The 23,338-nt window shown below is 44.7% G+C and carries 25 protein-coding genes; 9 read left to right on the top strand and 16 right to left on the bottom strand.

The annotated features are described in order from the left end of the window. Window positions 1–126: 126 nt before the first annotated feature. Window positions 127–1,377, top strand: a complete 1,251-nt coding sequence (gene glyA, locus HRQ85_RS14500; protein ID WP_048612231.1) for a serine hydroxymethyltransferase — start codon at window positions 127–129, stop codon at window positions 1,375–1,377. 471 nt (window positions 1,378–1,848) lie between these two features. Here glyA and HRQ85_RS14495 read toward each other — a convergent pair whose 3' ends face one another. The 6 genes from HRQ85_RS14495 to tsaA form a co-directional block, all read right to left on the bottom strand. Continuing rightward, a complete protein-coding gene (locus HRQ85_RS14495; RefSeq protein ID WP_019819867.1) occupies window positions 1,849–2,175 on the bottom strand; it encodes a hypothetical protein in 327 nt (108 codons plus the stop codon). 232 nt (window positions 2,176–2,407) lie between these two features. Next, entirely contained in the window at window positions 2,408–2,599 is a 192-nt protein-coding gene (locus tag HRQ85_RS14490; RefSeq protein ID WP_010436438.1) for a DUF4250 domain-containing protein, read from the bottom strand. Window position 2,600: 1 nt separating this feature from the next. After that, on the bottom strand, window positions 2,601–2,804 hold the full coding sequence (locus tag HRQ85_RS14485) for a YaeP family protein (protein ID WP_008222923.1): 204 nt from the start codon (window positions 2,802–2,804) through the stop codon (window positions 2,601–2,603). 167 nt (window positions 2,805–2,971) lie between these two features. Next, the gene (locus tag HRQ85_RS14480; protein WP_172379918.1) at window positions 2,972–3,661 is read right to left on the bottom strand and encodes a tellurite resistance TerB family protein; all 690 of its coding nucleotides are present in this window, start codon (window positions 3,659–3,661) and stop codon (window positions 2,972–2,974) included. A 190-nt stretch (window positions 3,662–3,851) separates the two neighbouring features. Continuing rightward, the gene (locus HRQ85_RS14475; RefSeq protein WP_019821597.1) at window positions 3,852–5,567 is read right to left on the bottom strand and encodes a proline--tRNA ligase; all 1,716 of its coding nucleotides are present in this window, start codon (window positions 5,565–5,567) and stop codon (window positions 3,852–3,854) included. 101 nt (window positions 5,568–5,668) lie between these two features. Continuing rightward, on the bottom strand, window positions 5,669–6,364 hold the full coding sequence (gene tsaA / locus HRQ85_RS14470; protein ID WP_172379917.1) for a tRNA (N6-threonylcarbamoyladenosine(37)-N6)-methyltransferase TrmO: 696 nt from the start codon (window positions 6,362–6,364) through the stop codon (window positions 5,669–5,671). Window positions 6,365–6,488: 124 nt separating this feature from the next. Here tsaA and HRQ85_RS14465 point away from each other — a divergent pair, with 124 nt between their 5' ends. From HRQ85_RS14465 to HRQ85_RS14455, 3 genes are all read left to right on the top strand, one after another. Continuing rightward, entirely contained in the window at window positions 6,489–6,749 is a 261-nt protein-coding gene (locus HRQ85_RS14465) for a type B 50S ribosomal protein L31 (RefSeq protein WP_009847432.1), read from the top strand. 1 nt (window position 6,750) lies between these two features. Further along, the gene (ykgO, locus tag HRQ85_RS14460; RefSeq protein WP_004734365.1) at window positions 6,751–6,876 is read left to right on the top strand and encodes a type B 50S ribosomal protein L36; all 126 of its coding nucleotides are present in this window, start codon (window positions 6,751–6,753) and stop codon (window positions 6,874–6,876) included. 387 nt (window positions 6,877–7,263) lie between these two features. Continuing rightward, window positions 7,264–8,850 carry an AbgT family transporter gene (locus tag HRQ85_RS14455; RefSeq protein WP_048606691.1) on the top strand — a complete coding sequence of 529 codons (1,587 nt, stop codon included), beginning with the start codon at window positions 7,264–7,266 and terminating at the stop codon, window positions 8,848–8,850. A gap of 127 nt (window positions 8,851–8,977) precedes the next feature. Here the strand turns inward: HRQ85_RS14455 and HRQ85_RS14450 are convergent, their stop codons facing one another. From HRQ85_RS14450 to HRQ85_RS14430, 5 genes are all read right to left on the bottom strand, one after another. Further along, window positions 8,978–9,907 (bottom strand): hypothetical protein, encoded by a 930-nt coding sequence (locus HRQ85_RS14450; protein ID WP_172379916.1) that lies wholly within the window; start codon window positions 9,905–9,907, stop codon window positions 8,978–8,980. A 9-nt stretch (window positions 9,908–9,916) separates the two neighbouring features. Further along, window positions 9,917–11,080, bottom strand: a complete 1,164-nt coding sequence (locus tag HRQ85_RS14445; protein ID WP_172379915.1) for a BamA/TamA family outer membrane protein — start codon at window positions 11,078–11,080, stop codon at window positions 9,917–9,919. 188 nt (window positions 11,081–11,268) lie between these two features. After that, complete coding sequence (locus HRQ85_RS14440) at window positions 11,269–12,039, bottom strand: MipA/OmpV family protein (RefSeq protein ID WP_172379914.1); 771 nt, start codon at window positions 12,037–12,039, stop codon at window positions 11,269–11,271. Window positions 12,040–12,157: 118 nt separating this feature from the next. Then, window positions 12,158–12,601, bottom strand: coding sequence for a YaiI/YqxD family protein (locus HRQ85_RS14435; protein ID WP_009847429.1), 444 nt, complete (start codon window positions 12,599–12,601; stop codon window positions 12,158–12,160). A gap of 38 nt (window positions 12,602–12,639) precedes the next feature. After that, window positions 12,640–12,927 (bottom strand): hypothetical protein, encoded by a 288-nt coding sequence (locus HRQ85_RS14430; RefSeq protein ID WP_017110392.1) that lies wholly within the window; start codon window positions 12,925–12,927, stop codon window positions 12,640–12,642. Between the two features lie 769 nt (window positions 12,928–13,696). On the opposite strand from HRQ85_RS14430, the gene HRQ85_RS14425 reads away from it, so the two are divergent. Then, complete coding sequence (locus HRQ85_RS14425; RefSeq protein ID WP_048612224.1) at window positions 13,697–14,215, top strand: GNAT family N-acetyltransferase; 519 nt, start codon at window positions 13,697–13,699, stop codon at window positions 14,213–14,215. Here the strand turns inward: HRQ85_RS14425 and HRQ85_RS14420 are convergent. Together HRQ85_RS14420 and HRQ85_RS14415 are read right to left on the bottom strand one after the other, a co-directional pair. Further along, window positions 14,181–14,489, bottom strand: a complete 309-nt coding sequence (locus tag HRQ85_RS14420) for a DUF3301 domain-containing protein (RefSeq protein WP_017060748.1) — start codon at window positions 14,487–14,489, stop codon at window positions 14,181–14,183. The two genes, HRQ85_RS14425 and HRQ85_RS14420, sit on opposite strands and share 35 nt — an antisense overlap. Window positions 14,490–14,573: 84 nt before the next feature. Beyond that, on the bottom strand, window positions 14,574–15,614 hold the full coding sequence (locus HRQ85_RS14415) for a DUF3549 family protein (protein WP_172379913.1): 1,041 nt from the start codon (window positions 15,612–15,614) through the stop codon (window positions 14,574–14,576). An 87-nt stretch (window positions 15,615–15,701) separates the two neighbouring features. Here HRQ85_RS14415 and HRQ85_RS14410 point away from each other — a divergent pair, with 87 nt between their 5' ends. Together HRQ85_RS14410 and truC are read left to right on the top strand one after the other, a co-directional pair. Next, window positions 15,702–16,016 carry a YqcC family protein gene (locus HRQ85_RS14410; RefSeq protein ID WP_172379912.1) on the top strand — a complete coding sequence of 105 codons (315 nt, stop codon included), beginning with the start codon at window positions 15,702–15,704 and terminating at the stop codon, window positions 16,014–16,016. Beyond that, window positions 16,016–16,765, top strand: a complete 750-nt coding sequence (gene truC / locus HRQ85_RS14405) for a tRNA pseudouridine(65) synthase TruC (protein ID WP_017060745.1) — start codon at window positions 16,016–16,018, stop codon at window positions 16,763–16,765. The genes HRQ85_RS14410 and truC overlap by 1 nt, the downstream gene beginning before the upstream one ends. A 154-nt stretch (window positions 16,766–16,919) precedes the next feature. Here the strand turns inward: truC and HRQ85_RS14400 are convergent, their stop codons facing one another. From HRQ85_RS14400 to map, 3 genes are all read right to left on the bottom strand, one after another. Continuing rightward, window positions 16,920–17,303 (bottom strand): DUF3461 family protein, encoded by a 384-nt coding sequence (locus HRQ85_RS14400; protein WP_004734354.1) that lies wholly within the window; start codon window positions 17,301–17,303, stop codon window positions 16,920–16,922. Window positions 17,304–17,484: 181 nt separating this feature from the next. Further along, the gene (gene glnD, locus HRQ85_RS14395) at window positions 17,485–20,106 is read right to left on the bottom strand and encodes a bifunctional uridylyltransferase/uridylyl-removing protein GlnD (RefSeq protein ID WP_172379911.1); all 2,622 of its coding nucleotides are present in this window, start codon (window positions 20,104–20,106) and stop codon (window positions 17,485–17,487) included. A 139-nt stretch (window positions 20,107–20,245) separates the two neighbouring features. After that, window positions 20,246–21,124: a type I methionyl aminopeptidase gene (gene map / locus HRQ85_RS14390; RefSeq protein ID WP_048612219.1), complete on the bottom strand. Its 879-nt coding sequence runs from the start codon at window positions 21,122–21,124 to the stop codon at window positions 20,246–20,248. Between the two features lie 457 nt (window positions 21,125–21,581). On the opposite strand from map, the gene rpsB reads away from it, so the two are divergent. Together rpsB and tsf are read left to right on the top strand one after the other, a co-directional pair. Beyond that, entirely contained in the window at window positions 21,582–22,313 is a 732-nt protein-coding gene (rpsB, locus tag HRQ85_RS14385) for a 30S ribosomal protein S2 (protein WP_032547152.1), read from the top strand. 138 nt (window positions 22,314–22,451) lie between these two features. Beyond that, a complete protein-coding gene (tsf, locus tag HRQ85_RS14380) occupies window positions 22,452–23,297 on the top strand; it encodes a translation elongation factor Ts (protein ID WP_048606678.1) in 846 nt (281 codons plus the stop codon). Window positions 23,298–23,338 lie beyond the last annotated feature (41 nt).

Below are 23,338 nucleotides of genomic sequence, written 5' to 3'. Positions count from 1 at the left end.
AGCTCTTTATGACCTAGATCAAATTATGTAGAATGCGTCACATCAAAACGGTGACGGAAACGTTTGCTTTCGGTCGTTGTGTGGTTTTTTTGAAACTTTCAGTACAATCTGAGTCAGGAGATACAGATGCTTAAGCGTGACATGAACATTGCTGATTACGATGCGGATCTATTCGCAGCTATCCAAGAAGAAACTCTTCGTCAGGAAGAGCACATCGAACTTATCGCTTCAGAAAACTACACAAGCCCACGTGTAATGGAAGCTCAAGGTTCTCAACTTACAAACAAATACGCTGAAGGCTACCCAGGTAAGCGTTACTACGGTGGTTGTGAGTACGTAGATAAAGTTGAAACTCTAGCAATCGAACGTGCATGTGAACTGTTTGGCGCTCAATACGCAAACGTACAACCTCACTCAGGTTCTCAAGCAAACAACGCTGTATACATGGCACTACTGAATGCTGGCGATACTGTTTTAGGCATGAGCCTTGCACACGGTGGTCACCTAACTCACGGCTCTCCAGTAAACTTCTCTGGTAAGCTATACAACATCATCCCTTACGGTATCGATGAAGCAGGTCAAATCGATTACGAAGAGATGGAAGCGTTAGCTATCGAGCACAAACCTAAGATGATCATCGGTGGTTTCTCAGCTTACTCTCAAGTTTGTGATTGGAAGCGCATGCGTGAAATCGCTGACAAAGTAGGTGCTTACTTCTTCGTAGATATGGCTCATGTTGCTGGTCTAATCGCTGCAGGTGTTTACCCGAACCCAGTTCCACATGCTCACGTTGTAACAACGACAACGCACAAAACGCTTGCTGGTCCTCGTGGCGGTCTTATCCTTTCAAACGAAGGCGAAGATCTTTACAAGAAACTAAACTCAGCAGTATTCCCTGGCGGCCAAGGTGGTCCTCTAATGCACGTTATCGCTGGTAAAGCAGTAGCGTTCAAAGAAGCTCTAGAGCCAGAGTTCAAAGAGTACCAAGCTCGCGTAGTTGCTAACGCAAAAGCAATGGTTGCTGAATTCCTAGCACGCGGTTACAACATCGTTTCAGGTTCTACAGAGAACCACCTGTTCCTAGTTGACCTAATCGACAAAGACATCACAGGTAAAGAAGCAGATGCAGCACTAGGTGCAGCGAACATCACTGTGAACAAGAACTCAGTACCAAACGATCCACGTAGTCCGTTCGTTACTTCAGGTATCCGTATCGGTTCTCCTTCTATCACTCGTCGCGGTTTCTCAGAAGCAGACGCGAAAGAGCTAGCAGGTTGGATCTGTGACATCCTTGATAACATGGGCGATGAGTCTGTTATCGAAGCAACGAAAGCAAAAGTATTAGAGATCTGTAAGCGTCTACCGGTTTACGCTTAATTTTTCTGGCTCAAATAGCTTAATTTCTGTGTCAAAGGTGCTCATTTACATTCGTAAACTCCGCGCCTTTTCCTTGAACTAAAGCTATTTGATTGAAAAATATGATTTGAAAGGCTCCTGTTGGGAGCCTTTCTGTATTCGTAAGTAATAAAGTCGTTGTCGAGCATGCTCACTTACATCCGTAAGCTCCGCGTGCTCTCCTAGAATTTCAAACGACTACTTTGAAAAACGATGAATTTGAAGGCTCCTGTTGGGAGCCTTTTTTATTGGTCTGGTAACTCTCAGAGAGTGAACGAATTTCTGTATTAGCGCAAACTCCGTGTGAGCTCCTTGAACTTTGCTCATCTACTTTGAAAAAAGAGTTTAAAGGTTCCTTTTGGGGCCTTTTTTGTTTTTGAAGATTGGTTATTGCGGGTGCTAAAAAGGGCTGATGCTTGCACATCAACCCTTTGTGGTTTTCTTATGTTGGTTCTACTTTCTGATGCTAAGCAGGGTGCCAGACTTACACTTGAATGAGTAATAATGGCGGCTCTCGTTGAATTTGCCTAAGCCTTCGCCGTCACAGTAGTCGATGTTGATATCACGCATCACTTCTAGCGTGTCTTCGTTGTTTAAAGCGAATTTAGAGCCATCAGAGCAGACAATGCGTACTCTTTCATCGTGGCTTACTGAGTAAATATCGACTTCGGTGTTACACAGCTCAAAAGAGGCTTCACGAAAATTGTCTTGTTGTGTATTTGAAGCGCAACCTGCAGTCAGTGTTGCAGCGAAAACTGCCAAAAGTCCGAGTCTTTTCATTGTTAATCCTTCGCTATCATCAGATTGGGTGATGAGTTTTATATGCTATTTCAGGTAGCCTATACAACAATACGCTTTGGTTCAAGGAGCGTTCGTTGACTCTAAGATATAAAAGTATAGATGTAGACAGATAATTTATAACTGGCTAACTACATGTTTATCCAATACGTATAACCAATAAAAAAGACCAACACTGAGGTTGGCCTTTCAAAATCAAGCGTGTTCTAAATGACTATCGAAACTGTTTGGCTTCTGGAAGGAACTCAAAACCAGCAGACGCAAGTTTAGCGATCAATGCTGCTTTGTCGATCTCGTAGAAGTTGACCACTCGATCCAAATCACCACCGAAGTCGTCACGTAGCTTCATGTTGACGATGCTCATCAACATTACAGGATCCATCTTTTCAAAATTAGCGAGGTTCATATTAGTCCTCGAAATCTGAGATCAGCAGGTTTGCAGCGGCAAATGCTGCACGCTCACGCGCTTCTTTAGGAAGAGATTCATCTGCAGCAAGGTCATTCAATGTTTTTACCGCGCAGGTGATCGCTTTAGGGATATAGCCTTGGTCGCCACTGCCAATTTGAGAATACAGTTCACGCACCAAATCACAACAATCGTATACTTTCATTTTTATACCTAACCAAATGATAACTGATCTCAATATACACATAGAGATAAGCAAAAACAAAGTGGATCTGATTAAGTTCAGAGTTAGTTTGTTCTTGCTCAATATCTCATTCTGTTGATGCTCAACGTATCACTTGTTAGCTTACCGATTAGCTGGATATTGACTGCTTAACCTGATATTTGCTGTTCAAGTTGATAAGTAACTTCATCAGCAAGGTTGAGTTGCTTGGCTAACTCTTTGAGGTAGGCCTTCTCCATGAAGTTTTGTTCATCCGCTACAATCAAAGACGCTAAATAGATCTCACTCGCTTGTTGAGGTGAGGTCGCGAGCTGAGCGATTTCGCTTGGATCGAGCGGTTTGTGCAGTTCTTCAGAGACCAATTTAGTCAGCTGATAATCGGCACCCATGTTTTCGACGGCTTGCTCAATCTTGGCCACCTCTTCTTCATCAACATGACCATCCGCTTTGGACGCTGCAATCATCGATCTGAGAATCAGCACGCTATGGTTTGAGTCGTTCTCATCAAATTGAGCTTGTTCGGCATTCGGTGTTTGGCCTTGTTTAGACTGGTAGTCGTTGTAGACCTTATAAGCGAGAGCACCAAGTGCTGCTGCGCCACCAATACCAGCGGCTTTCTTACCCATTTTCTTGGTTTTCTTCGAGCCCACTAACGCTCCTAACAGTCCGCCGCCAACTGCGCCTGCACCGAAGGCTCCGAGTGTACTTTTGCTGTTACTCTTGCCATTGCTGCCTTGAGAAAGGCCACTTAAACTTGAAGACCCTTGTGAAAGTTTCTGAGTGCCTTGTTTAACGAGATCTGATTTAAGTGCTTGGTTCAGTAAGCTTTTGATATCCATCGATACCTCCAATGGTGAGCATGTCCAAAAAGTTGATGACACCAATATACGGATTTGAAGATGAACAGGGGATTAACTTACGTTATTTACTCTACTGATAAATAGAAGGGAGCTTGAAGGGAAACGACAGGCACAAAAAAGGCCACCTGATGGCAGCCTTTCAATGTTTATCTAGTCAGTAATCGGATTACTAAGCTAGTTGAGCCTTAAGGTGCTCGATAACCGTGTCCATTGCGATAGCTTCTTTATCACCAGTACGACGGTTTTTGTATTCGAAGTTGCCTTCGTCCATGCTGCGATCGCCGATAACGATAGTGTGAGGGATACCCACTAGCTCGATATCTTTAAACATAACACCTGGGCGCTCTTTACGGTCATCGAATAGTACTTCGATACCCATAGCGGTTAATTCAGCGTATAGCTTCTCAGCTGCTTCTTTAACGCGCTCAGATTTGTGCATGTTCATTGGTACGATAGCAACTTGGAATGGTGCTAGTGCGTCTGGCCAAGTGATACCAAATTTATCGTGGTTTTGCTCGATAGCAGATGCAACAACACGTGAAACACCGATACCGTAACAACCCATTTCTAGGATTACGCTCTTACCATCAGGACCAAGCACGTTACAGTTCATTGCTTTAGAGTAAGTATTACCTAGTTGGAAGATGTGACCAACTTCGATACCACGCTTAAGCTGAATAGTACCTTGACCACATGGGCTAAGGTCGCCTTCAACAACGTTGCGTAGGTCTTCAACTTGAGCAAGCTCAACGTCACGACCCCAGTTGATGCCGAAGTAGTGCTTACCGTCTACGTTTGCGCCAGCGCCGAAGTCACTCATTACAGCAACAGAACGGTCAACGATGAATGGTAGCTCTAGACCAACAGGGCCAAGTGAACCAGGACCAGCACCAACAAGTGCACGGATTTCTTCTTCAGAAGCCATCTCTAGTGGAGAAGCAACCTGTGGAAGGTTCTCTGCTTTCACTTCGTTCAGTTCGTGGTCGCCACGGATGATTAGCGCGATGATATCAGCGTCTACTTCATCAGAAGCTTTAACGAATAGAGTCTTAACAGTCTTCTCGATTGCTAGACCGTGTTGCTCTACCAATTCTGCGATTGTTTTTGCGTTTGGCGTATCAACCAGTTCCATCTCTTGAGTTGGCGCTGCCGCTTCAGTCGTTGGAGCTAGTGCTTCTGCTTTTTCGATGTTTGCTGCGTAATCAGATTCAGAAGAGAATGCGATTAGGTCTTCGCCGCTTTCAGCTAGAACGTGGAACTCTTGAGAGCCGCTGCCGCCGATTGCGCCAGAGTCTGCCAGTACTGGACGGTACTCAAGGCCCATGCGGTCGAATGCTTTACAGTAAGCATCGTGCATCGCTTGGTAAGACTTTTCTAAGCCTTCTTTATCGATATCAAAGCTGTACGCATCCATCATAGAGAATTCACGTGCACGCATTACGCCAAAACGAGGGCGGCGCTCATCACGGAATTTAGTCTGGATTTGGTACAGGTTTAGAGGTAGCTGTTTGTAAGAGCTGATCTCGTTACGTACTAGGCTCGTTACCACTTCTTCAGCTGTTGGACTAAGAACAAATGGACGAGAGTGACGGTCTGTGAAACGAAGTAGCTCAGGACCCATCTTTTCAGAACGGCCAGTCTCTTCCCAAAGCTCAAACGGTTGAACTACGGGCATCAAGATTTCAACGGCACCTGCATTATCGATCTCTTGGCGAACGATATTTTCGACTTTACGCAGTACACGTAGACCAGTAGGTAGCCAAGTATATAAACCTGAAGCTAGCTTACGGATCATACCTGCACGTAGCATCAGCTGGTGGCTGATAACTTCTGCGTCGTTTGGAGTCTCTTTCAGAGTAGAAAGAAGGTAGTTACTGGTACGCATTCTATGGTATCCGTTTCATCATTGATAAAAGAAAACTTGCTGTCGTTCGTGACCACAGCAAATCTGATATAGCCGCATATAATATCAGCCTATTTGGGATCTCAAAAGCGTTCAATGTCAGTTACATTGATGAAAAGCGTTTCAACCACGAATTTCACGTTAAGATCGAACAAATTTACCGCATATTCCTTGTTGTCAGGCTTACCTTTCTTATAGGCAGGGCGAGGATCTTGGCCTAATACTTCTTTGATCACCTGAATGATATGGCGCGCTTGTGGATGGCTTGCGATCTTACTTTGCGCTTGCTGCGAAAAGTTAACGTCGAGCACTTCTGGTTCATCGGCGGCAAACCCTCCCAATGCATCCGGAATCGAATCTGAGTAGGGGATATAAGGCTTGATGTCGATGATCGGTGTACCGTCTACTAAGTCGACGCTGCCGAGATCCAACCAAGTCTGTCCTTTCTCTTGAGACACACCTTTTAGTTCAACCGCAGACATGCCAATTCCATTCGGTCTGAATGTGGCACGAGACGCGAATACACCAATACGTTCATTCCCGCCAAGGCGAGGTGGCCTCACAGTTGGTTTCCAGCCTGCTTCAAGGTTCTTGTCGAACAGAAATAGTAACCAAACATGGCTAAATTGCTCGATATCACGAACAGACTCAAGGCAGTTTGCTGCATCAACCAACCTGACTCTTGAGGTGGATGTGGGTACCAACCTAGGCTGTCTTGGCACAGCGAACTTCTCTTTATAAGGAGACTCAATAAAGCCAACAGGTTCAATTGTGTACATAGTTGGGTGTTCTCTGATTACGATTAAGATGGAAAAATATCATAAAATCGCTTGTTTTTCTTTTGATAATAATTATCATTTGAAATGTTATAACGTATCAATTTGGTTATTTAAGGGAAATACAATGAAACCGAATATCCATCCAGATTACCGTCCCGTGGTTTTTCATGACACCAGTGTCGATGAGTACTTCTTAATCGGCTCAACGCTAAAAACAGACCGTACTATCGAATGGGAAGACGGCAATACTTATCCTTACTTTACGATTGAGGTGTCGTCAAAGTCGCATCCTTTCTATACAGGTAAACAACGAGTGCTACATAAAGAGGGACGTGTTGCGAACTTCACTCGTCGTTTTGGTCAATTAGGCAAGGGAGCGAAATAGAATGAAAGTTGTGAAGTCACTTAAAAGCGCGAAAAGCCGCCATCCTGATTGCCAGATAGTAAAGCGTAGAGGTCGTCATTATGTTATCTGCAAAACCAATCCGAGATTCAAAGCGGTTCAGAAATAGTCAGTCAAATTGATGTGACGCGAGTGTAAAAACGAGGGGAAAGTCAAACTTCATTCATTTGTCTGTTTTTCTTTTCCCTCGAGAAGAACCTGACAGAATATTGCGTATCAACTTAGAGTATGGCGTGTTTTATTTTCAAGTGAATCAATGGGTTATATTATCAGTTATATCTGTAGTGAATGTGTAATTGTGAATTATAAATCTAGATTTTGTATTTAATGTAGATTTATTTGCTAATTAATTGTTCAAATAGAGTTAAAAATCGTCGCTTGTTACACATTTTGTAACATTTTGAATTTCTAATTGATAATTTTGTCGCGTACCCTTCGCTGGCAATTTGAACATTTTTGTCACAATTGCATAGGAATCACTACAAGGAGGGAACTGATGAGTTCATCAGCTTCAATAAAAAACAACTCGCCAAAGAAACCTATTTTTACCCGTTTTCTCGATGGTGTTGAATATTTGGGGAACCTATTACCCCACCCGATCACTCTTTTCGCAATCTTCTGTGTCGCTATTCTAGTTACTTCAGGTATCGCAGGATATTTTGATGTGTCTGTTATGGACCCTCGTCCAGAAGGTGCTCCAGGTCGTGCTGCTGACGGCATGATCTACGTTGTAAGCTTACTTAATGCTGAAGGCTTACAGCTCATTGTTACTAATCTAGTGACAAACTTTGTTGGCTTTGCGCCATTAGGTACCGTGCTTGTTGCTATGCTAGGTGTAGCGATTGCTGAGCACTCAGGTCTATTATCTGCGGCGATGCGTGGCATGGTAATGGGCGCATCTAAGCGCATGGTTACGGTAACCGTAGTTTTCGCCGGTATTATCTCTAACACGGCTTCAGAGCTTGGTTATGTAGTACTTATCCCGCTTGCAGCAATGCTTTTCCACTCTTTGGGTCGTCACCCATTAGCAGGTCTAGCGGCAGCATTTGCTGGTGTATCTGGTGGTTACTCTGCAAACCTTCTAATCGGTACGGTTGACCCACTGCTTTCTGGTATCACAGAAACAGCAGCACAAATGATCGACCCGACTTACAGCGTTGGTCCTGAATCAAACTGGTACTTCATGTTTGTTTCTACTTTCTTCATCGCGATTACAGGTGCATTTGTAACTGAGAAGATTGTTGAACCAAAACTGGGTAAATACAATGACGAAGAAGCGTCTGAAGATTTATCAAATGATTCAATGGGCAAGCTAACAGATGTTGAGAAGAAAGGCCTTAAGCTTGCGGGTATCGCAGTGCTAGCGGTTTCAGCGCTTCTTGCTTGGACGATTGTTCCAGCTGATGGTGTTCTACGTTCAGCAGCAGGTACGGTTTCAGGTTCTCCATTCCTGAAAAGTATCGTAGCGTTCATCTTCGTATTCTTCGCAGTTCCTGGTTTTGTTTACGGTAAAGTTACCGGCACAATGAAAACAGACCGTGATGTAATCAACGCAATGTCTAAGTCTATGTCTTCAATGGGCATGTACATCGTACTTGTGTTCTTCGCTGCTCAGTTTGTTGCTTTCTTCAAGTGGACTAACTTCGGCCAAGTATTCGCAGTTGCTGGTGCGACTTTCCTACAAGATATCGGCCTAACGGGTCCAATGTTGTTCTTCGCATTCATCCTAATGTGTGGCTTCATTAACCTGATGATCGGTTCAGCTTCTGCTCAGTGGGCAGTAACAGCGCCAATCTTCGTTCCAATGCTAATGCTAGTAGGTTACGCGCCTGAAACGATTCAAGCGGCTTACCGTATCGGTGATTCAACAACCAACATCATTACGCCAATGATGAGCTACTTCGGTCTTATCCTTGCTGTCGCGACGCGTTACATGAAGAACCTAGGTATCGGTACTCTGATTGCAACTATGCTTCCATACTCAATCGTATTCTTGGTTGGTTGGAGCTTAATGTTCTACGTTTGGGTATTCGTATTTGGCCTACCAGTAGGTCCAGGTGCGGCAACGTACTACACGCCTTAGTCTTAAAGTTCAGATTTGTCTGTAGATGACTTGTTTCTATAGACAAATCTAGCTGACAGATAGCTATCTTATAGAGAACGAAAAACCTGCGTTTATCGCAGGTTTTTTTTCGTTATGCCACCGAGAACTAGTAAGAGTAAGTCATGATGACATTGACGATTTTTCTGCCCGGACCACCAATGAATTCGAGGTTTGCTCCGTAAGTTTTTGTGATATTCCAATTTGCTCCGATTATCGCAGAATAGTCTTCTGCGCTTTGCTGAGATAATTGATACGACAGCCCATCTACACCTAACGCGTTGTTTTCTTGCGTTAACCCTTCACTGTGCATGTAAGCGGCACCCACATAGGGGAAAATGTTACCCCAGTTTTCAGTTTGAATAAGTTGGCCAACTCGAGGGCTGAACAACATGGTTTTGGTATTGGTACGCTCATCGTCGGTGCGAGAGTGCGTCATACTGGCCGGAAGTACATAAGTGAAATTCCCAACCTGACCGACAATATTCATCGAAAATCCCCAGTTTGTGCCTTCCACATCCGGGTAAAACTCTGGGGTACTGACGGATTCTTTAGCGCAAGTGGGCAACCTTGGGTGATTATCGCAAGCTTTAAAGAGTGAGGTCGGTATTTCGGCTGTTAATTGAGTACCACCCGAGAAACGCCCAACATGTACGCCCATTTGTAGGAAGGGAAACACCCAAGCCGCAGCGCGCAGCTGCATGCTTTTACTCTCGATTTCAGGATCGCCAAATGACACCTGAGAAAGGTCGTATCTGTCTCCTAAATCTACGTCGCCAACTTGCACGCCTAAGTCATACATTTCGATATTTTGTGCAGAAGCGTTACCGATGAATGAAAGAGAAAACGGTAGAGGCAGGGCATAACCGAGATCAATGGCCTTTTGGGCATGAAAAGGTAAAGCGTGTTCCCACTTCTTATTGAGCTTCTGCTGTGTTTCGGCATCAGGAAAATCGACTCGTGCACTTTCTTCTGCCCAACTTGATGTTGCGCCGATAGCCAATGCGACAACCGCACTTAACGTTATTAACTTTGTCATGGTGACCTCTTAAAACGCTTCGTTGATCGACAGATAAAGGCCTTGTGCATCATTGGAGCCAAAGCCGAGGTCGACACGAACGTTCATACGAGGTTGGAGTTCATAACGATAGCCAACGCCATAGCTGTAAATTTTATCCTGATACAGGTCATTGGTGTTTTCAGCCGTTGTTGCGAGACCGGCCCACATCGTAAAGCCGTGTTTGGTGTAATCACCATTACTCATAAATGACTGGCGATACTCCATGGTGTGCTCGACGCTGTGCATATCACGGTAGCGTCCGTAATAGATGCCACGCATGGAATCTTGGCCGCCAAAGGTTGGCAGTTCGTAATAAGGAACATCGCCTGCGCTGAAATTTGCAGTATTGAGGAAAGCCAAGGTGGAGCCTTTGATTGGTGTCCAATACAGACGGTAATCGGCTTCAGCTTTTTCAAAATTGGAGTCACTGCCAAAGTTGTCTTGGTAGCTCGCATATTCAAGGCTCAGAAACTGACCTTGACGAGCATTTACTGCGATGTCACGGGTATCCCATTGTAAGGCTACACCTACCCCTAGCGTGAAGGGGTTATCTTGACCGTAGATAAAATCGGTATCTTGAGCGACGTTTGATGAAATAGATTCTTCAATCGCCTTTTTGTACTGCAGGCGAAGTATTGGCCCTAAGTAAATGTTGTTACCCAAGTGCATTCCGAGATCAGCGTTGTAGGTGACGGAGTCATAGTCGACTAAGTTCTCTTCATCTTTACCGTTATTGACCCCTGACTGATAACCAGTACCGAAATAGTACAAGCTTTGTTTGCCCATCGATAATTGGCCGAAGTAGCGCAGTTTATTCTGTGGAGAAAATATTTTTTGTTTAGAGCGAACACCAAAACCGACGCCGCTATCCATTTCATTGGCGATACCCACTAATGTGATGGAAGATCGTTGAGTTTTACTCGGTTGTTCAGGTGTTGTGTTAAATGAGTACAATCCACCGATGGCAAGCATAAAGCCAGTTTCTGGCATGTAAGCCGGGCCCCCAAGCAATGAAAATAATCCGCTATCTTTGTTGTCTGATGTTGAGGGGAGAACGGTATCTTCTTGTGCTAAAGAAGTAGAAGAGAATCCAAGGAGCAGGGAGCAGATCCATTGCAACGAGCCAAAAATAGTCGTTGTTTTACGTAGCATGGTGCACTCATGTGTTCACTAAAAGAGGGAGTATCCATGTCTGCGCTACGAGGAGGTAATGATCCGTTTCAATATCTGATATGTGTTAAGTGTATATCGTTGTTGGGATAAGGCTTGGAGCACCATCTTGCCCGATTTCAAAATGGTACATGTAAAATAGGTTGGCTCGTTTATTTGGACGAGTAAACTCATAATCCGGCGAAACGATAGGTAACCCCAAATTCAAATGACCAGCCTAAATCTCGTTGTATCAACGCGCTGTCGCTGTCGTGATGAATTAAGTCTGCTCGAGCAATACCAATCCAAGTTGGCGTGAACTCATAGAGCCCGATTAACCCCGCTTGATAAACAAACGTCGCCCCTGCATCAAACTGGTTTAACCCTGAGGCAGAAGCTTCGGTGTTAGAAATACCATAAAGGTGATTGGACAGTTTCTTGTCACGATAATCGATTTCTAGGTAGGGCGTAATGGTGAATGGCTGCGTCCAGGTTTCTAATGTTCTGCCTAAGTGAAGCTGAACTTCGTAGCCGCTATGTTCTGAAGTCACATCGTGTAAGTAGGTAAGTCGTGCGCCTACCGTACCTAACGTTATCCCCAGCTCTCCATTACCATCTCTGTCTTGAATGCCATTAGGTAGGTCGACAAAAGTGTCTGACACCTCAGCAAAGCGCCAGCTTCCAGATAGCCCGACGTAAGGGAGCAGTTGCCAATTGGCTAAGCTGCCATCAATAAAGCCTTTTGGGCCTGAGTAGAATAGGTTGGGTGTCGCGCCAAATTGAGGGGCACTTTTAGTTGAGAAAACACTTTCACCATAGGTGATGCTGCCTCCGATGATTCCAAACTCTTTATTCGCAAGGTCTTCATCGGCAAAGTCTTCACCAGCAAAGTTTTCATCGGCAAAAGAAACTTGGGTGCTGTAAAAAAGAATGGATAGCGAGAGGGCGATTCGACGAATCATAAGCAATACTCCGTTATTGTAATAAATATCAAGAACGGAGTATGTCGGTTAAAATTTCATCGGGGCTACAGCTATTAAGAAACGACTATCAAAGGTTTCGTCGTTAGGAAGGCTGTGGTTAACGTTTGGCTAGCAGGCGATCGAGGTGGTTGGCAAACTCACGACGGTCGGTTTGAGAAAGGGCACTTGGTCCACCCGTTTGGATGCCACTTGAGCGCATAGTATCCATAAAGTCACGAATGTTCAGACGCGCTTTGATGGTCTCTTTGGTGTAAAGCTCGCCACGAGAGCTGAGGGCTTGCCCACCTTTAGTGATCACTTCGTCAGCCAGAGGGATATCGGATGTAATCACAAGATCGCCGGGTTCAGTGCGCTTTACGATTTCATCATCAGCAATATCAAACCCGCTTGGCACTTGAATTGAGTGAATGTTATTGCGTTTAGGAACGGGAACCAGATGGTTTGCCACAAAGGTACATTCAACCCCTGTGCGCTCAGCTGCGCGTACGATTGTTTCTCGGATAACCTTTGGACAAGCGTCCGCATCAACCCATATCTTCATAGTGTTCTATTTCTCTGTTAGCTTATTTATCGGTCAACTTATTGCTCAGTTAACTTGGCTTCAAGCGTAGCTACGCGAGCGGTGAGTTCAAGGATTTGCTTTTCTAGCTGGCTAACACGATCAAGTGCCGGCTCTTCTTGTGTCGCGACTTCAACTTTAGGAACGCGATTTGCGCTTTTCCAGCTCTTGATTGTCGTGATTAAAGCGGGCATCGGAACGGATGTGCTCATACGAGCCTTAACTAAAGCAACTGTCGGCTCTTTCCCTTGCGCTTGCAGTCCTTCAAGCACTGATTTCAACTCTTCAGAAACATCTTTTGTCAGCATGTTGACCTCCATTTTTAGTCATTAGTCATTTTACTCGCTCTGGTGAATGATAGCGAATCATAAAACCGCCCATGGCTTGTGAGAGATCTCTTACAAAGGCTGTGAGATAACACGAATACATCGCTAGAGAGATTGATGTGCATATAGTTAAGGTGTTGAATTTTAATTGTTTTATATAGTTAACAACTTTCTTGAATTCAAAATGTGATGCAAATCTATTGTCCGAAATCCTAAATCGCGTAAATTAAACCTTGTCGGAAGGATTCTGACACGGAACAGGAAAGCACCAAGGAATTGGTTATCTTCAGGATGAAGATTTGGTTACTTAGGATTGAGTGATCAAGCATGGAGCGTAAGGACATTGTAGGGATACAGTCAGTTAACAGGAAGTTAGCTGCAACGGAATGACAATGGACACCTTTAGGATTAAAGGGTTGGATTAGCATCAGGACGATGTAAAGGACACCGCTCACGGAACAAGTGATGTGCGCTAACTAGGATTGTTAGCTTTCAGGATGATTGGACACCGCTAGGACGGCGAAGTAAAGGAAAGAGCTGAAGGATTACAGCCACTATTATGGATGATGCATGGAGCATTAATTAGTAGCCGGACTGCTGCGAGTAAGACCCTAGCCCTGACACTTCGGTGTCGGGGCTTTTCTTTTCCTGAGGCTTTTCTCTATCTAGGAGGCTCTTTTTAATCGAGAGCTTTTTCATCTAAGAGCGCAACATCTGCTTTTCTGCTAATGGTCAACACAAGGAGTGTTTTATGACGATAGCAACCTCAAGAACGCTGTTGGTACCTTATACTGAACAGCTAGAACTCGACTTTATTAAGTTAAATTGCTGCCCCATTAATCGCGCTGAAATGAACGGGCCTCACTCTGTCGCCTCTGCGAAGCATCTTTTTCAAGAAATACTGCAAGATAACGTTGGCTTCTGCCGCGCGATCATCCACAACCAAACCCGCGAATATCTTGGACATGTCTTTGTTTCATCGGAAAAGGGTAAGCATGAACTTGGCTTTATTTTGGATAAAGAATATTGGAATCAAGGTTTTGCTAGTGAGGTACTAAAACCTTTCTTTAGTTTAGTGCGTTTTGAAGAGCGCCTAACGAATGTTGTTGCGACTGTGAATGTCGGCCACAACCCATCGATTAAGCTATTAGAAAAATTAGGCTTTGCATTTAAAGAGACCAAACAAGATCAGTTTGGCCCTTATCATGAATATCGTTATACCGAGTATTGCGACGTTACATTCTATGAGGCTGTAGCTCAAACCGCATAGAACGGAAGCCTACCATGGTCAGTTTCCCTTGGTATAGGTCATCACCCAACGCTGAAAACTCAAATTGATACACGGTGTGCCAGCGCCAAATGGTGGTGAGCTCATGGCGCATCTTAAGTTTATGACCACTAAAGGCAACACTTAATAGCTGTAGGTCGAGCTCTTTACATTTTCTCGCAATGGCAGCTTTCGCAAGCTCAGATTGCCTGCGCTGCTGCCAAAACAGAAAGCAAAAGAAGCACAGCATCAAAATAGCCAATAAGTTATCTATCATTTAATCCATACTTCCTTTTATCTCTCTATCCCGTTCGTGATTTGAGCTTTTTCTTATGAGCTACTGAGCTGTTATGTCTGGTATCTATTGCGACTTAGCCGCTTGTTGTAATTCAACAAGTGCATTGGCAAGTTCTGGTGATGGGTTCGAATTCAACAACGGCAAAAATACCATTCTTAGTGTCGGAATCATCACTAAATCTGCAAATAACTGATTGAACAGGTTCTGGTTGCCTGTTTGTGCGAGGCGCAACAAGAATTGCTCAGCAATCGATGGATTTTGCAGTGCGTGCCAGCTACGACCAGCCAAACCAATTAACACCTCTTGATGGCTTAAGCGTGGGCTCGCCAGTACTTGGTTAATTACGGAATTCGTTGTGCTTTGCTCTGCGCCAGAAAGGGCACGTACCAGTGCCGACAGTAAGAACAGATCCGGCTCTTGGCTGTTAATCTCATTCTCTGCCATCTCTTGTAAGCGTTGAGCCAGCTTGTCATTGATTTGCGTGTGCTCAAGCGCCCCTAGTGTTGCGTATAGAGGTTCTGATGGCAGTTTGTTCAATGCTTTGCGAATCGCGACACCATTTTGTTGGCTGCCTAAGCGAGCACACATATCAGTGATGCCTTGTAGGCCAACGGTTTTCCAGTTGTCCCAACCGAGTTCGCCTGTGAAGTAGTGTTGAGCGTGTTCGTAGTATTGGCTCGTTGTAAGGTCTAAACCTGCTCTTACTTGGCTATGGAACACGGCCATTTTGTCTTCTGAAGGCTTGAAGGTATATGGGTTGTTTGACAGCTTTTGTTGTTGATCTTCGCTGATCTCACCGTTCAAACGAGTGCCCATCGCTTCGATAACAAACTTAAGGAAATTGCCGACATCACCTTGATGTAATAGGCCTCTTTCGTCCAGTTTGAATTTTAGGAACCAGATCCAAGGTTGCTTGTGTTCGTTCCAGTAGCTAATCGCTAAGTGAGCTTGTTTCTGAAGTGGAAATGGGTACGGCTGTTTCCCTTGCTCAACATCAGAGAATAAGGTGTTGTCGATCTTCTGAATACGGCGACCTAGGTCGTAGATATCGTATTGGCAACCGCTATTCTTTAGTAACTGAGTGAGCGTGCGAATCGTTTCCATAGTAATAAAGCTCCTAACTTTCTTTCCTAAATAGATGGTACTCTATGCCCCAATTTCAAGGTCACTAGATAAATAACTTGGTGAAAAATGACAGCAGCCACAAAGTTACCTCTTTTACTTCAACAATTAGAACAACAAATGCGCCAATGTTCCCTATGGAGCGATGTTTCACCTTCGGATGAAGCTCTGGCGAGCGTTGAGCCTTTTGCGATTGACTCGCTACAGCCAGAAGAGTGGTTGCAGTGGATCTTTATCGTAAAGATCAACGCAATGATGGATGCACAAATGAGCCTACCGAGAGGCTTTGCGATTCACTCTTATTTTGGTGAAGTATGGAAAAATGAGGCAGATAAAGCTGAACTGCTAGTGACGATTCAGAGCATTGATGAGGTATGCGTGTAATGTTAGAGATCATTTATCAAGATGAGTATTTTGTCGCGGTGAATAAGCCCGCTGGCATGCTAGTGCATCGTTCATGGCTGGATAAACACGAAACGCAATTTGTTATGCAGACATTGCGTGATCAAATTGGTCAGCATGTCTTTCCATTGCACCGTTTAGACAGACCGACATCGGGTGTGTTGGTGTTTGCGTTATCGAGTGAGGTTGCTTCACAGGTGATGCCAATGTTCGCTAATCATGAGATGCAAAAAACCTATCATGCGATTGTCCGTGGTTGGATAGAAGAGGGCGATACGCTCGATTATGCACTTAAGGTTGAGCTGGATAAGATCGCAGATAAGTTCGCGAAAGAAGACAAAGAAGCGCAAGAGGCGGTGACAGTCTATGAACCGCTAGCAAAAGTAGAGGTGCCATACTCAACAGGACGTTTTCCAACGAGCCGCTACTGCTTGGTTGAGATGATGCCAAAGACAGGTCGCAAACATCAGCTGCGTCGTCACATGGCTCATCTAAGACATCCGATTGTCGGTGATACTTCACATGGTGATGGTAAGCACAATCGACTGTTCCGTGATGATTTAGATTCGCATCGTTTGTTGTTGCATGCTTCTGAGCTTCGCTTTATCCATCCTTTCACAAAAGAAGAGTTGGTGATGAAAGCCAACCTTGATGAAACTTGGCTAAGGTTGTTTGAAACCTTTGAGTGGGATACTAACTTAATCGATGCTCAAACTTGCTTGTCTAAGTAAGTCTCGCGTGTTTAGGCAATCGCGAGTCTAAGTGAATAGAGAAAATAGAATAAAAAAACAAAGGGCTGATAGTGATATCAGCCCTTTTTGTATCTGTATAACCTTAACGGCATAACTAATGTTGGTTAGTTAACAGTAATAGTTAGTCGCGGGATCATTTTAGCTTTTCTAGATCAGCTTCGATCTCAGCGATCTTGCTTGATACCACTTTCTCTAGATGGCGTAAGTCGGTAAGGATCTTCTGCTTCACATCCACCTCAGCCGTTGGCGTCGGTTTGGTGATCTTGTTGAGTTCATCAATCACAAGAGTGAGGTTGCGGTTAATCTCTGTCACTTCTTTGTATTGATTATTGCCACCGCTAACAAGCACACTTTTTACTTGTCGTGGGTACTTAAATTTAACGCTTTTCGCGAACAGTTCACCTTTCTGCTTACGAAAGTAAATCTTCAGGATATCTTTGTGCGCTTCTTGGCGAAGGGAGTAACGTTCAATCTGTTTAGGTTCGTGGATACCTAAGCCAGTGAGGTTTGGATACATAAGCGACCTCTAGGTTATGAATGTAATACTTTTATGTAATTGACTTGATCAATGTAGCAGCCTAACGACGAGCTAGATAGTTGATATCTGTGAATTGATTGTAAGTTGTGGGCAAGATCGCTCTCTATCTTTGCCCACACTTATTTGGTGATTAAACCTGCTTTTAGACTGAATTCGCTTTCTAAGGTGCGAGTTCCGAAACGTGCTCGGTTAATCGTTCTCTTAGTGCCTGTTCTTGTTCTTCAGACAGCCTTCCTCCCGCTTCACTGGTCAGAATAAACAAATCCTCAGCTCGCTCACCTATGGTGGTAATTTTCGCACCGTGCAAGTTGATGTCTAGCTCCGCAAAGGTTGCACCGACTTGAGCCAATAACCCCGGCGTATCAAGAGCTCTTAACTCCATCAAGGTGCGCTTCTTGCTCTTGGTTGGTAGGAACTCAACTAAGGTTTTGACCTTAAAGTGTTGCAAGTTACGTGGCGTACGACGTGTCTTAATCTTAGTCGGGCGGCCATCAGCCAATACATGAGTCAGATGCTTAGCAACGGCTTTGTGTCTTGCTTCATCAATGGCTTCACCATGTTGGTCTAGTACGATAAAGGTATCCAAAACATGACCATCTTTGCTGACCATGACCTGCGCGTCATGAACGTTAAAATTACGTCTGTCGAGTTCGGCAACCACGGTCGCAAACAGTGCTGCTTGGTCTTTACAGTAAACGAACACTTCTGTGCCACCACGTGTCGCTTTCTTACTGATCAGCACTAACGGTTGGCTTGGGCCTTCTAGGCGAAGTAAGTGTTCACAGTGCCAAGCGATTTGTTTATGTGTGTGGCGCAAGAAGTAATCGGCTTTAAAGCGTTGCCACAACACTTCAATCTCACGAGCAGTGAAGCCTTCTTTACGCAGCAGTGCTGAAGCCATTTGTTGATTGTGACGAATACGATCTCTGACATCGACTGGGTTTTCCAATCCTCGGCGCAGTGCGCGCTGTGTTGAGTGGAATAGCTCAGCTAACAGGGTTCGTTTCCAGCTGTTCCATAGCTCAGGGTTCGTCGCACAGATATCGGCAACGGTTAAACAAACCAGTAGCTCGAGTGATTCTTCATCACGCACTTTTTTGGCGAATTCGGTGATCACATCTGGGTCGTAGATATCACGACGTTGAGCCGTTACTGACATCAGCAGGTGATTTTGAACTAGCCACGCCACTTGTTTGGCTTCAGGCTTCGATAACCCGTGCTCAATACAGAAAGAGTAAGCCTCAACCGCACCTATCTCAGAGTGGTCTCCGCCGCGGCCTTTGCCGATGTCATGGAAGATAGCGGCAAGGATCAGCAACTCTTTCTTCTGTACGCGCGGGTACACTTCACAACAGATAGGGTGCTTATCGTGGTTTTCGATTTGACCAAAGCGGTTGATGTGTTTGAGCAGGCGGATACTGTGCTCATCAACGGTATAAACATGGAATAGGTCAAACTGCATCTGACCAACGATCTGGCTCCACTGCGGTAAGTATGCCGAGAGTACGCCCAACTTGTGCATTAAGCTAAAGGCCTTGTGCAGAGCATTTGGGTGGCGAACTAGATCCATGAACTTGTCACGCGCTTCAGGAATGGTATGCAGGAATCGGTTCAATCGACGGCGTGCCGTTCGCAGTTGTCGCAATGTTGGTGGACTTACCCCTTCGATAGTCGAGTCATTGGCGATATGGATGAACATATCGAGAATGGTTTCTGGTCTTGCTTGGAATAGTGCTGGCTTGCGTGCTTCGATCAACGAACCTCGGCGTTGGAAGTCATCGTCGAGAATCTCAGCGTCCTGGGTCTGACCGCCATTGATGATCGCTTGATCGAATAGTTTAAGCAGCATCTTATTCAGTTCAGCAACACGACGAAGGGTTCGGTAGAACTCCTTCATCATCATCTCAACACCGCGGTTGCCTTCACCACTGTAACCTAGATGTTCAGCGACTTGAGCTTGATGGGCAAAGGTGAGGCGGTTGTCGTAACGGCGCAGTTCAATGTGCAGTGCAAAACGAACTCGCCATAGGAAATCTTGGCACTCAACTAATTCACGATACTCAGCATCGGTTAGAAAACCGTATTTACTCATCTCTAACAAAGAGGTCGCACCGAAGTGGCGACGCGCAACCCAGCTCAGGGTATGGATGTCTCTGAGTCCGCCTGGAGTCGATTTAATGTCCGGCTCTAGATTGTAAGTGGTGTCGTGGTAGCGAGCGTGACGCTCTCTCTGTTCTTGAATCTTAGCCTTGTAGAAGGTTTCACTTGGCCAAAATGAATCGGAATGAATCTTAAGTTTTAGTTCTTGGAAGGTGTCTTCACTGCCACACAGCAATCGCGACTCTTGTAGGTTGGTCGCAACGGTTAAATCATCAATGCCGATCTCAAGACATTCGGCAATGGTGCGCACGGCGTGGCCGACTTCTAATCTTAGATCCCAGAGTAGGGTGATGAACTGGCTGACTTTCTCGCCGAGCGCTGGTGGCAATGTTTTTTGCGAGACGATGAGAATATCAATGTCGGACAAAGGATGCAGTTCGCCACGACCATAACCGCCCACAGCGACCAGTGAAATATGAGGCAGTTTGTTAAATCCGAAATTTTCCCACAAACGATTGAGAAGTAAATCCATGTATTCGGAGCGCAGTAGAACCAAATCGGTGACGGGGTGGTGGTTCAGAAATTCATTTTTTTGATACTGCGTGAAGATTTCGAGCTGATTTTTTAATTCGCAGATTTCAATTTGTTCGTCATTGAACGTAAGAGGGCATTGATAAGGCATAGTCTGCTATCCGTGCAAGCAAATGAGAATAGTAAACAATTTAACAGAAGCTGATGGAAAATCGAAATTGAGTGGATAAAAAAATATCCTCGACAATGCGAGGATATTTTTAAAAGGCTGATGCGTTCAGTTCGGTGAACTAAGCGTTCTTCATGATACGTGGGATTGTATCATCGCTGCGCAGTGTTAGTACTTCACAACCAGTATCAGTTACAACCAGAGTGTGCTCCCATTGAGCCGAGTTCTTGCTGTCTGCTGTGTATACTGTCCAGCTATCTTCGTCATCAAGACGACAGCCAAACTTACCCGCGTTGATCATTGGCTCGATAGTGAAACACATGCCTGCTTTTAGCACGGTGCGATCGCTGTTCTTGTAGTGAACCACTTGTGGATCTTCGTGGAACTCAGAACCAATACCGTGACCACAGTAATCTTTAACAATAGAGAACTTAGCGCGTGGGTTGTTCTTATTGTTTGTTTTGATGTACTTCTCGATAGCGGTACCGATTTGACCAAGTTGAACACCTGGTTTAACTTGGCGCATGCCTTCGTAAAGTGCTTCTTGAGCAACCATGCACAGACGCTTGTTTGCTGGTGAAACCTCACCCACTAGGAACATCTTAGAGGTGTCACCGTGGTAACCTTGTGGACGAACGCTTAGATCTGCGTTTTCGTCATCAGGAATGATTACCGTGATATCAACGTTAAGAATGTCGCCATCTTTTAGTACCGCAGGTTTGAATTGACCTGTGCTGCCAGTCTCATCTTGTGATGCTGGAATGCCGTGGCACACAATGTGGTTGATAGACGTACAGATTGACTTAGGGAAACCGTGGTAATCAAGTGGTGCTGAGTATGCGCCTCTTTCTAGAGCGTACTCGTGACAGATTTGGTTTAGCTCTTCTGTCGTTGTACCTACTTGGATATGAGGTTCAATCATCTCTAGAATTTCAGAAGCCAGCTTGCCGGCGACGCGCATTTTTTCAATTTCTTCAGCAGTTTTAATTTTTACAGCCATTGCATATCTCTTAATTTGGTAGCACCTAAGTGTGCATATTGGGGCTATTCTATCAGTGCAGCATTTTAGCGCAACATTCCCATGTCCATACATTGCTGGTGGATACTGCTCAACGTGAGTGAATCGTGATCAATTTATTGAGCCTGAAGTGAATGAATAGCGGCACTATTTATAGGTGAAATTCGCCGATAGGGATCAGTATAGCAGTCGCCATTTTTAGAATTTTTTCTAGCCATAGATAGACAAAATATGGTATAAAGCGCGCCGGACATCAGGACTGTTTTCTCCAATTGGCGAAACAAGCTTTATGTCCACTAACTTATTTCTTTAAATCACACACATTCCGACACATGTTCCGGGGTGCCTCAACAACACAGATAACGGCTGAAAAGTGGTTAGTTGTTAGGGGTCGGATTCATGGGGGATGTGGAGGCCTAACCCCATAGAGGATTTTAAAATGGCAACTGTATCAATGCGCGATATGCTTAAAGCTGGTGTTCACTTCGGTCACCAAACTCGTTACTGGAACCCAAAAATGAAGCCATTCATCTTTGGTGCTCGTAACAAAGTACATATCATCAACCTAGAAAAAACTGTACCAATGTTCAACGAAGCTCTAGCTGAAATCGCTAAAGTTGGCGAGAAGAAAGGTAAAGTTCTTTTTGTTGGTACTAAGCGCGCTGCATCTGAAGCTGTTAAAGAAGCTGCTATCAACAGCAACCAGTTCTACGTTAACAACCGCTGGTTAGGCGGTATGCTAACGAACTACAAAACTGTTCGTCAGTCTATCAAGCGTCTGAAAGAACTTGAAGCGCAAGCTCAAGACGGTACTTTCGACAAGCTTACTAAGAAAGAAGCTCTAATGCGTACTCGTGAAATGGAGAAGCTAGAGAAATCTCTTGGTGGTATCAAGAACATGGGCGGCCTTCCAGACGCTCTATTCGTAATCGATGCTGATCACGAACACATCGCAGTTAAAGAAGCAAACAACCTAGGTATCCCAGTTTACGCTGTAGTTGATACTAACTCTAACCCAGACGGCGTTGACTTCGTTATCCCAGGTAACGATGATGCAATCCGTGCAGTACAGCTTTACCTAAACGCTGCTGCAGACGCGGTTAAAGAAGGTCGCAACAAAGATGTTGCTGCTGTAGCTGCTGAAAAAGACGGTTTTGTAGAAGCTGAATAATAGCGGCTCTGAGCCATATTTAGTTCACATTAAGCGGTCATAATCGATGGCTTAACGGACTGAATACAGTCAATATCAGGGGCCAATTAATTAGGCCCCTGTTTTTTATCTTTTTTAGAATTTACTGAGGAATAGAGAATGGCAACTGTAACTGCAGCTCTAGTTAAAGAACTTCGTGAACGCACAGCTGCGGGCATGATGGAATGTAAAAAAGCGCTTGTTGCTGCTGAAGGCGACATCGAGCTAGCAATTGAAAACATGCGTAAATCTGGCGCAGCAAAGGCAGCTAAGAAAGCTGGTAACGTTGCTGCTGAAGGCGCAATCATCATCAAAGAAGCAAACGGCGCAGCTGCTCTTCTTGAAGTTAACTGCCAAACTGATTTCGTAGCTAAAGATGCAGGTTTCCTTGCATTCGCTAACGAAGTTGCTGAAGTTGCTCTAGCAGAACGTCTAGAAATCGCTGATCTTCAAGCTAAATTTGAAGAAGCGCGTATCGCACTAGTAACTAAAATCGGTGAAAACATCAACATCCGTCGCGTACAATTCGTTGAAGGTGTTGCACTAGCTTCTTACCGTCACGGCGAGAAAATCGGTGTTGTTGTTGCTGGTGAAGGCGAAGCTGAAACTCTTAAGCACGTTGCAATGCACGTTGCTGCATCACGTCCTGAGTTCCTAAACCCAGAAGACGTACCTGCAGACGTAGTTGAGAAAGAAAAAGCAGTTCAAGTTGAAATCGCTATGAACGAAGGCAAACCAGCTGAAATCGCAGAGAAAATGGTTGTTGGCCGTATGAAGAAATTCACGGGCGAAATCTCTCTAACTGGTCAAGCTTTCATCATGGAGCCTAAGCAAACTGTTGGCGCTATCCTTAAAGAGAAAGGCGCTTCAGTATCTAACTTCGTACGTCTAGAAGTTGGTGAAGGCATCGAGAAAGCAGCTGAAATGAGCTTTGCTGACGAAGTTGCAGCGGTACAAAAAGGTTAATCCTTAGCGTATTGTTTGAAAAGAGACCGTGGCAAATGCTG

Source organism: Vibrio sp. Vb339 (assembly GCF_902751245.1).
GTDB lineage: Bacteria > Pseudomonadota > Gammaproteobacteria > Enterobacterales > Vibrionaceae > Vibrio > Vibrio coralliirubri.
Note: the sequence above shows the minus strand (reverse complement) of the source record. Positions and strands in the feature narration are given on the sequence as shown.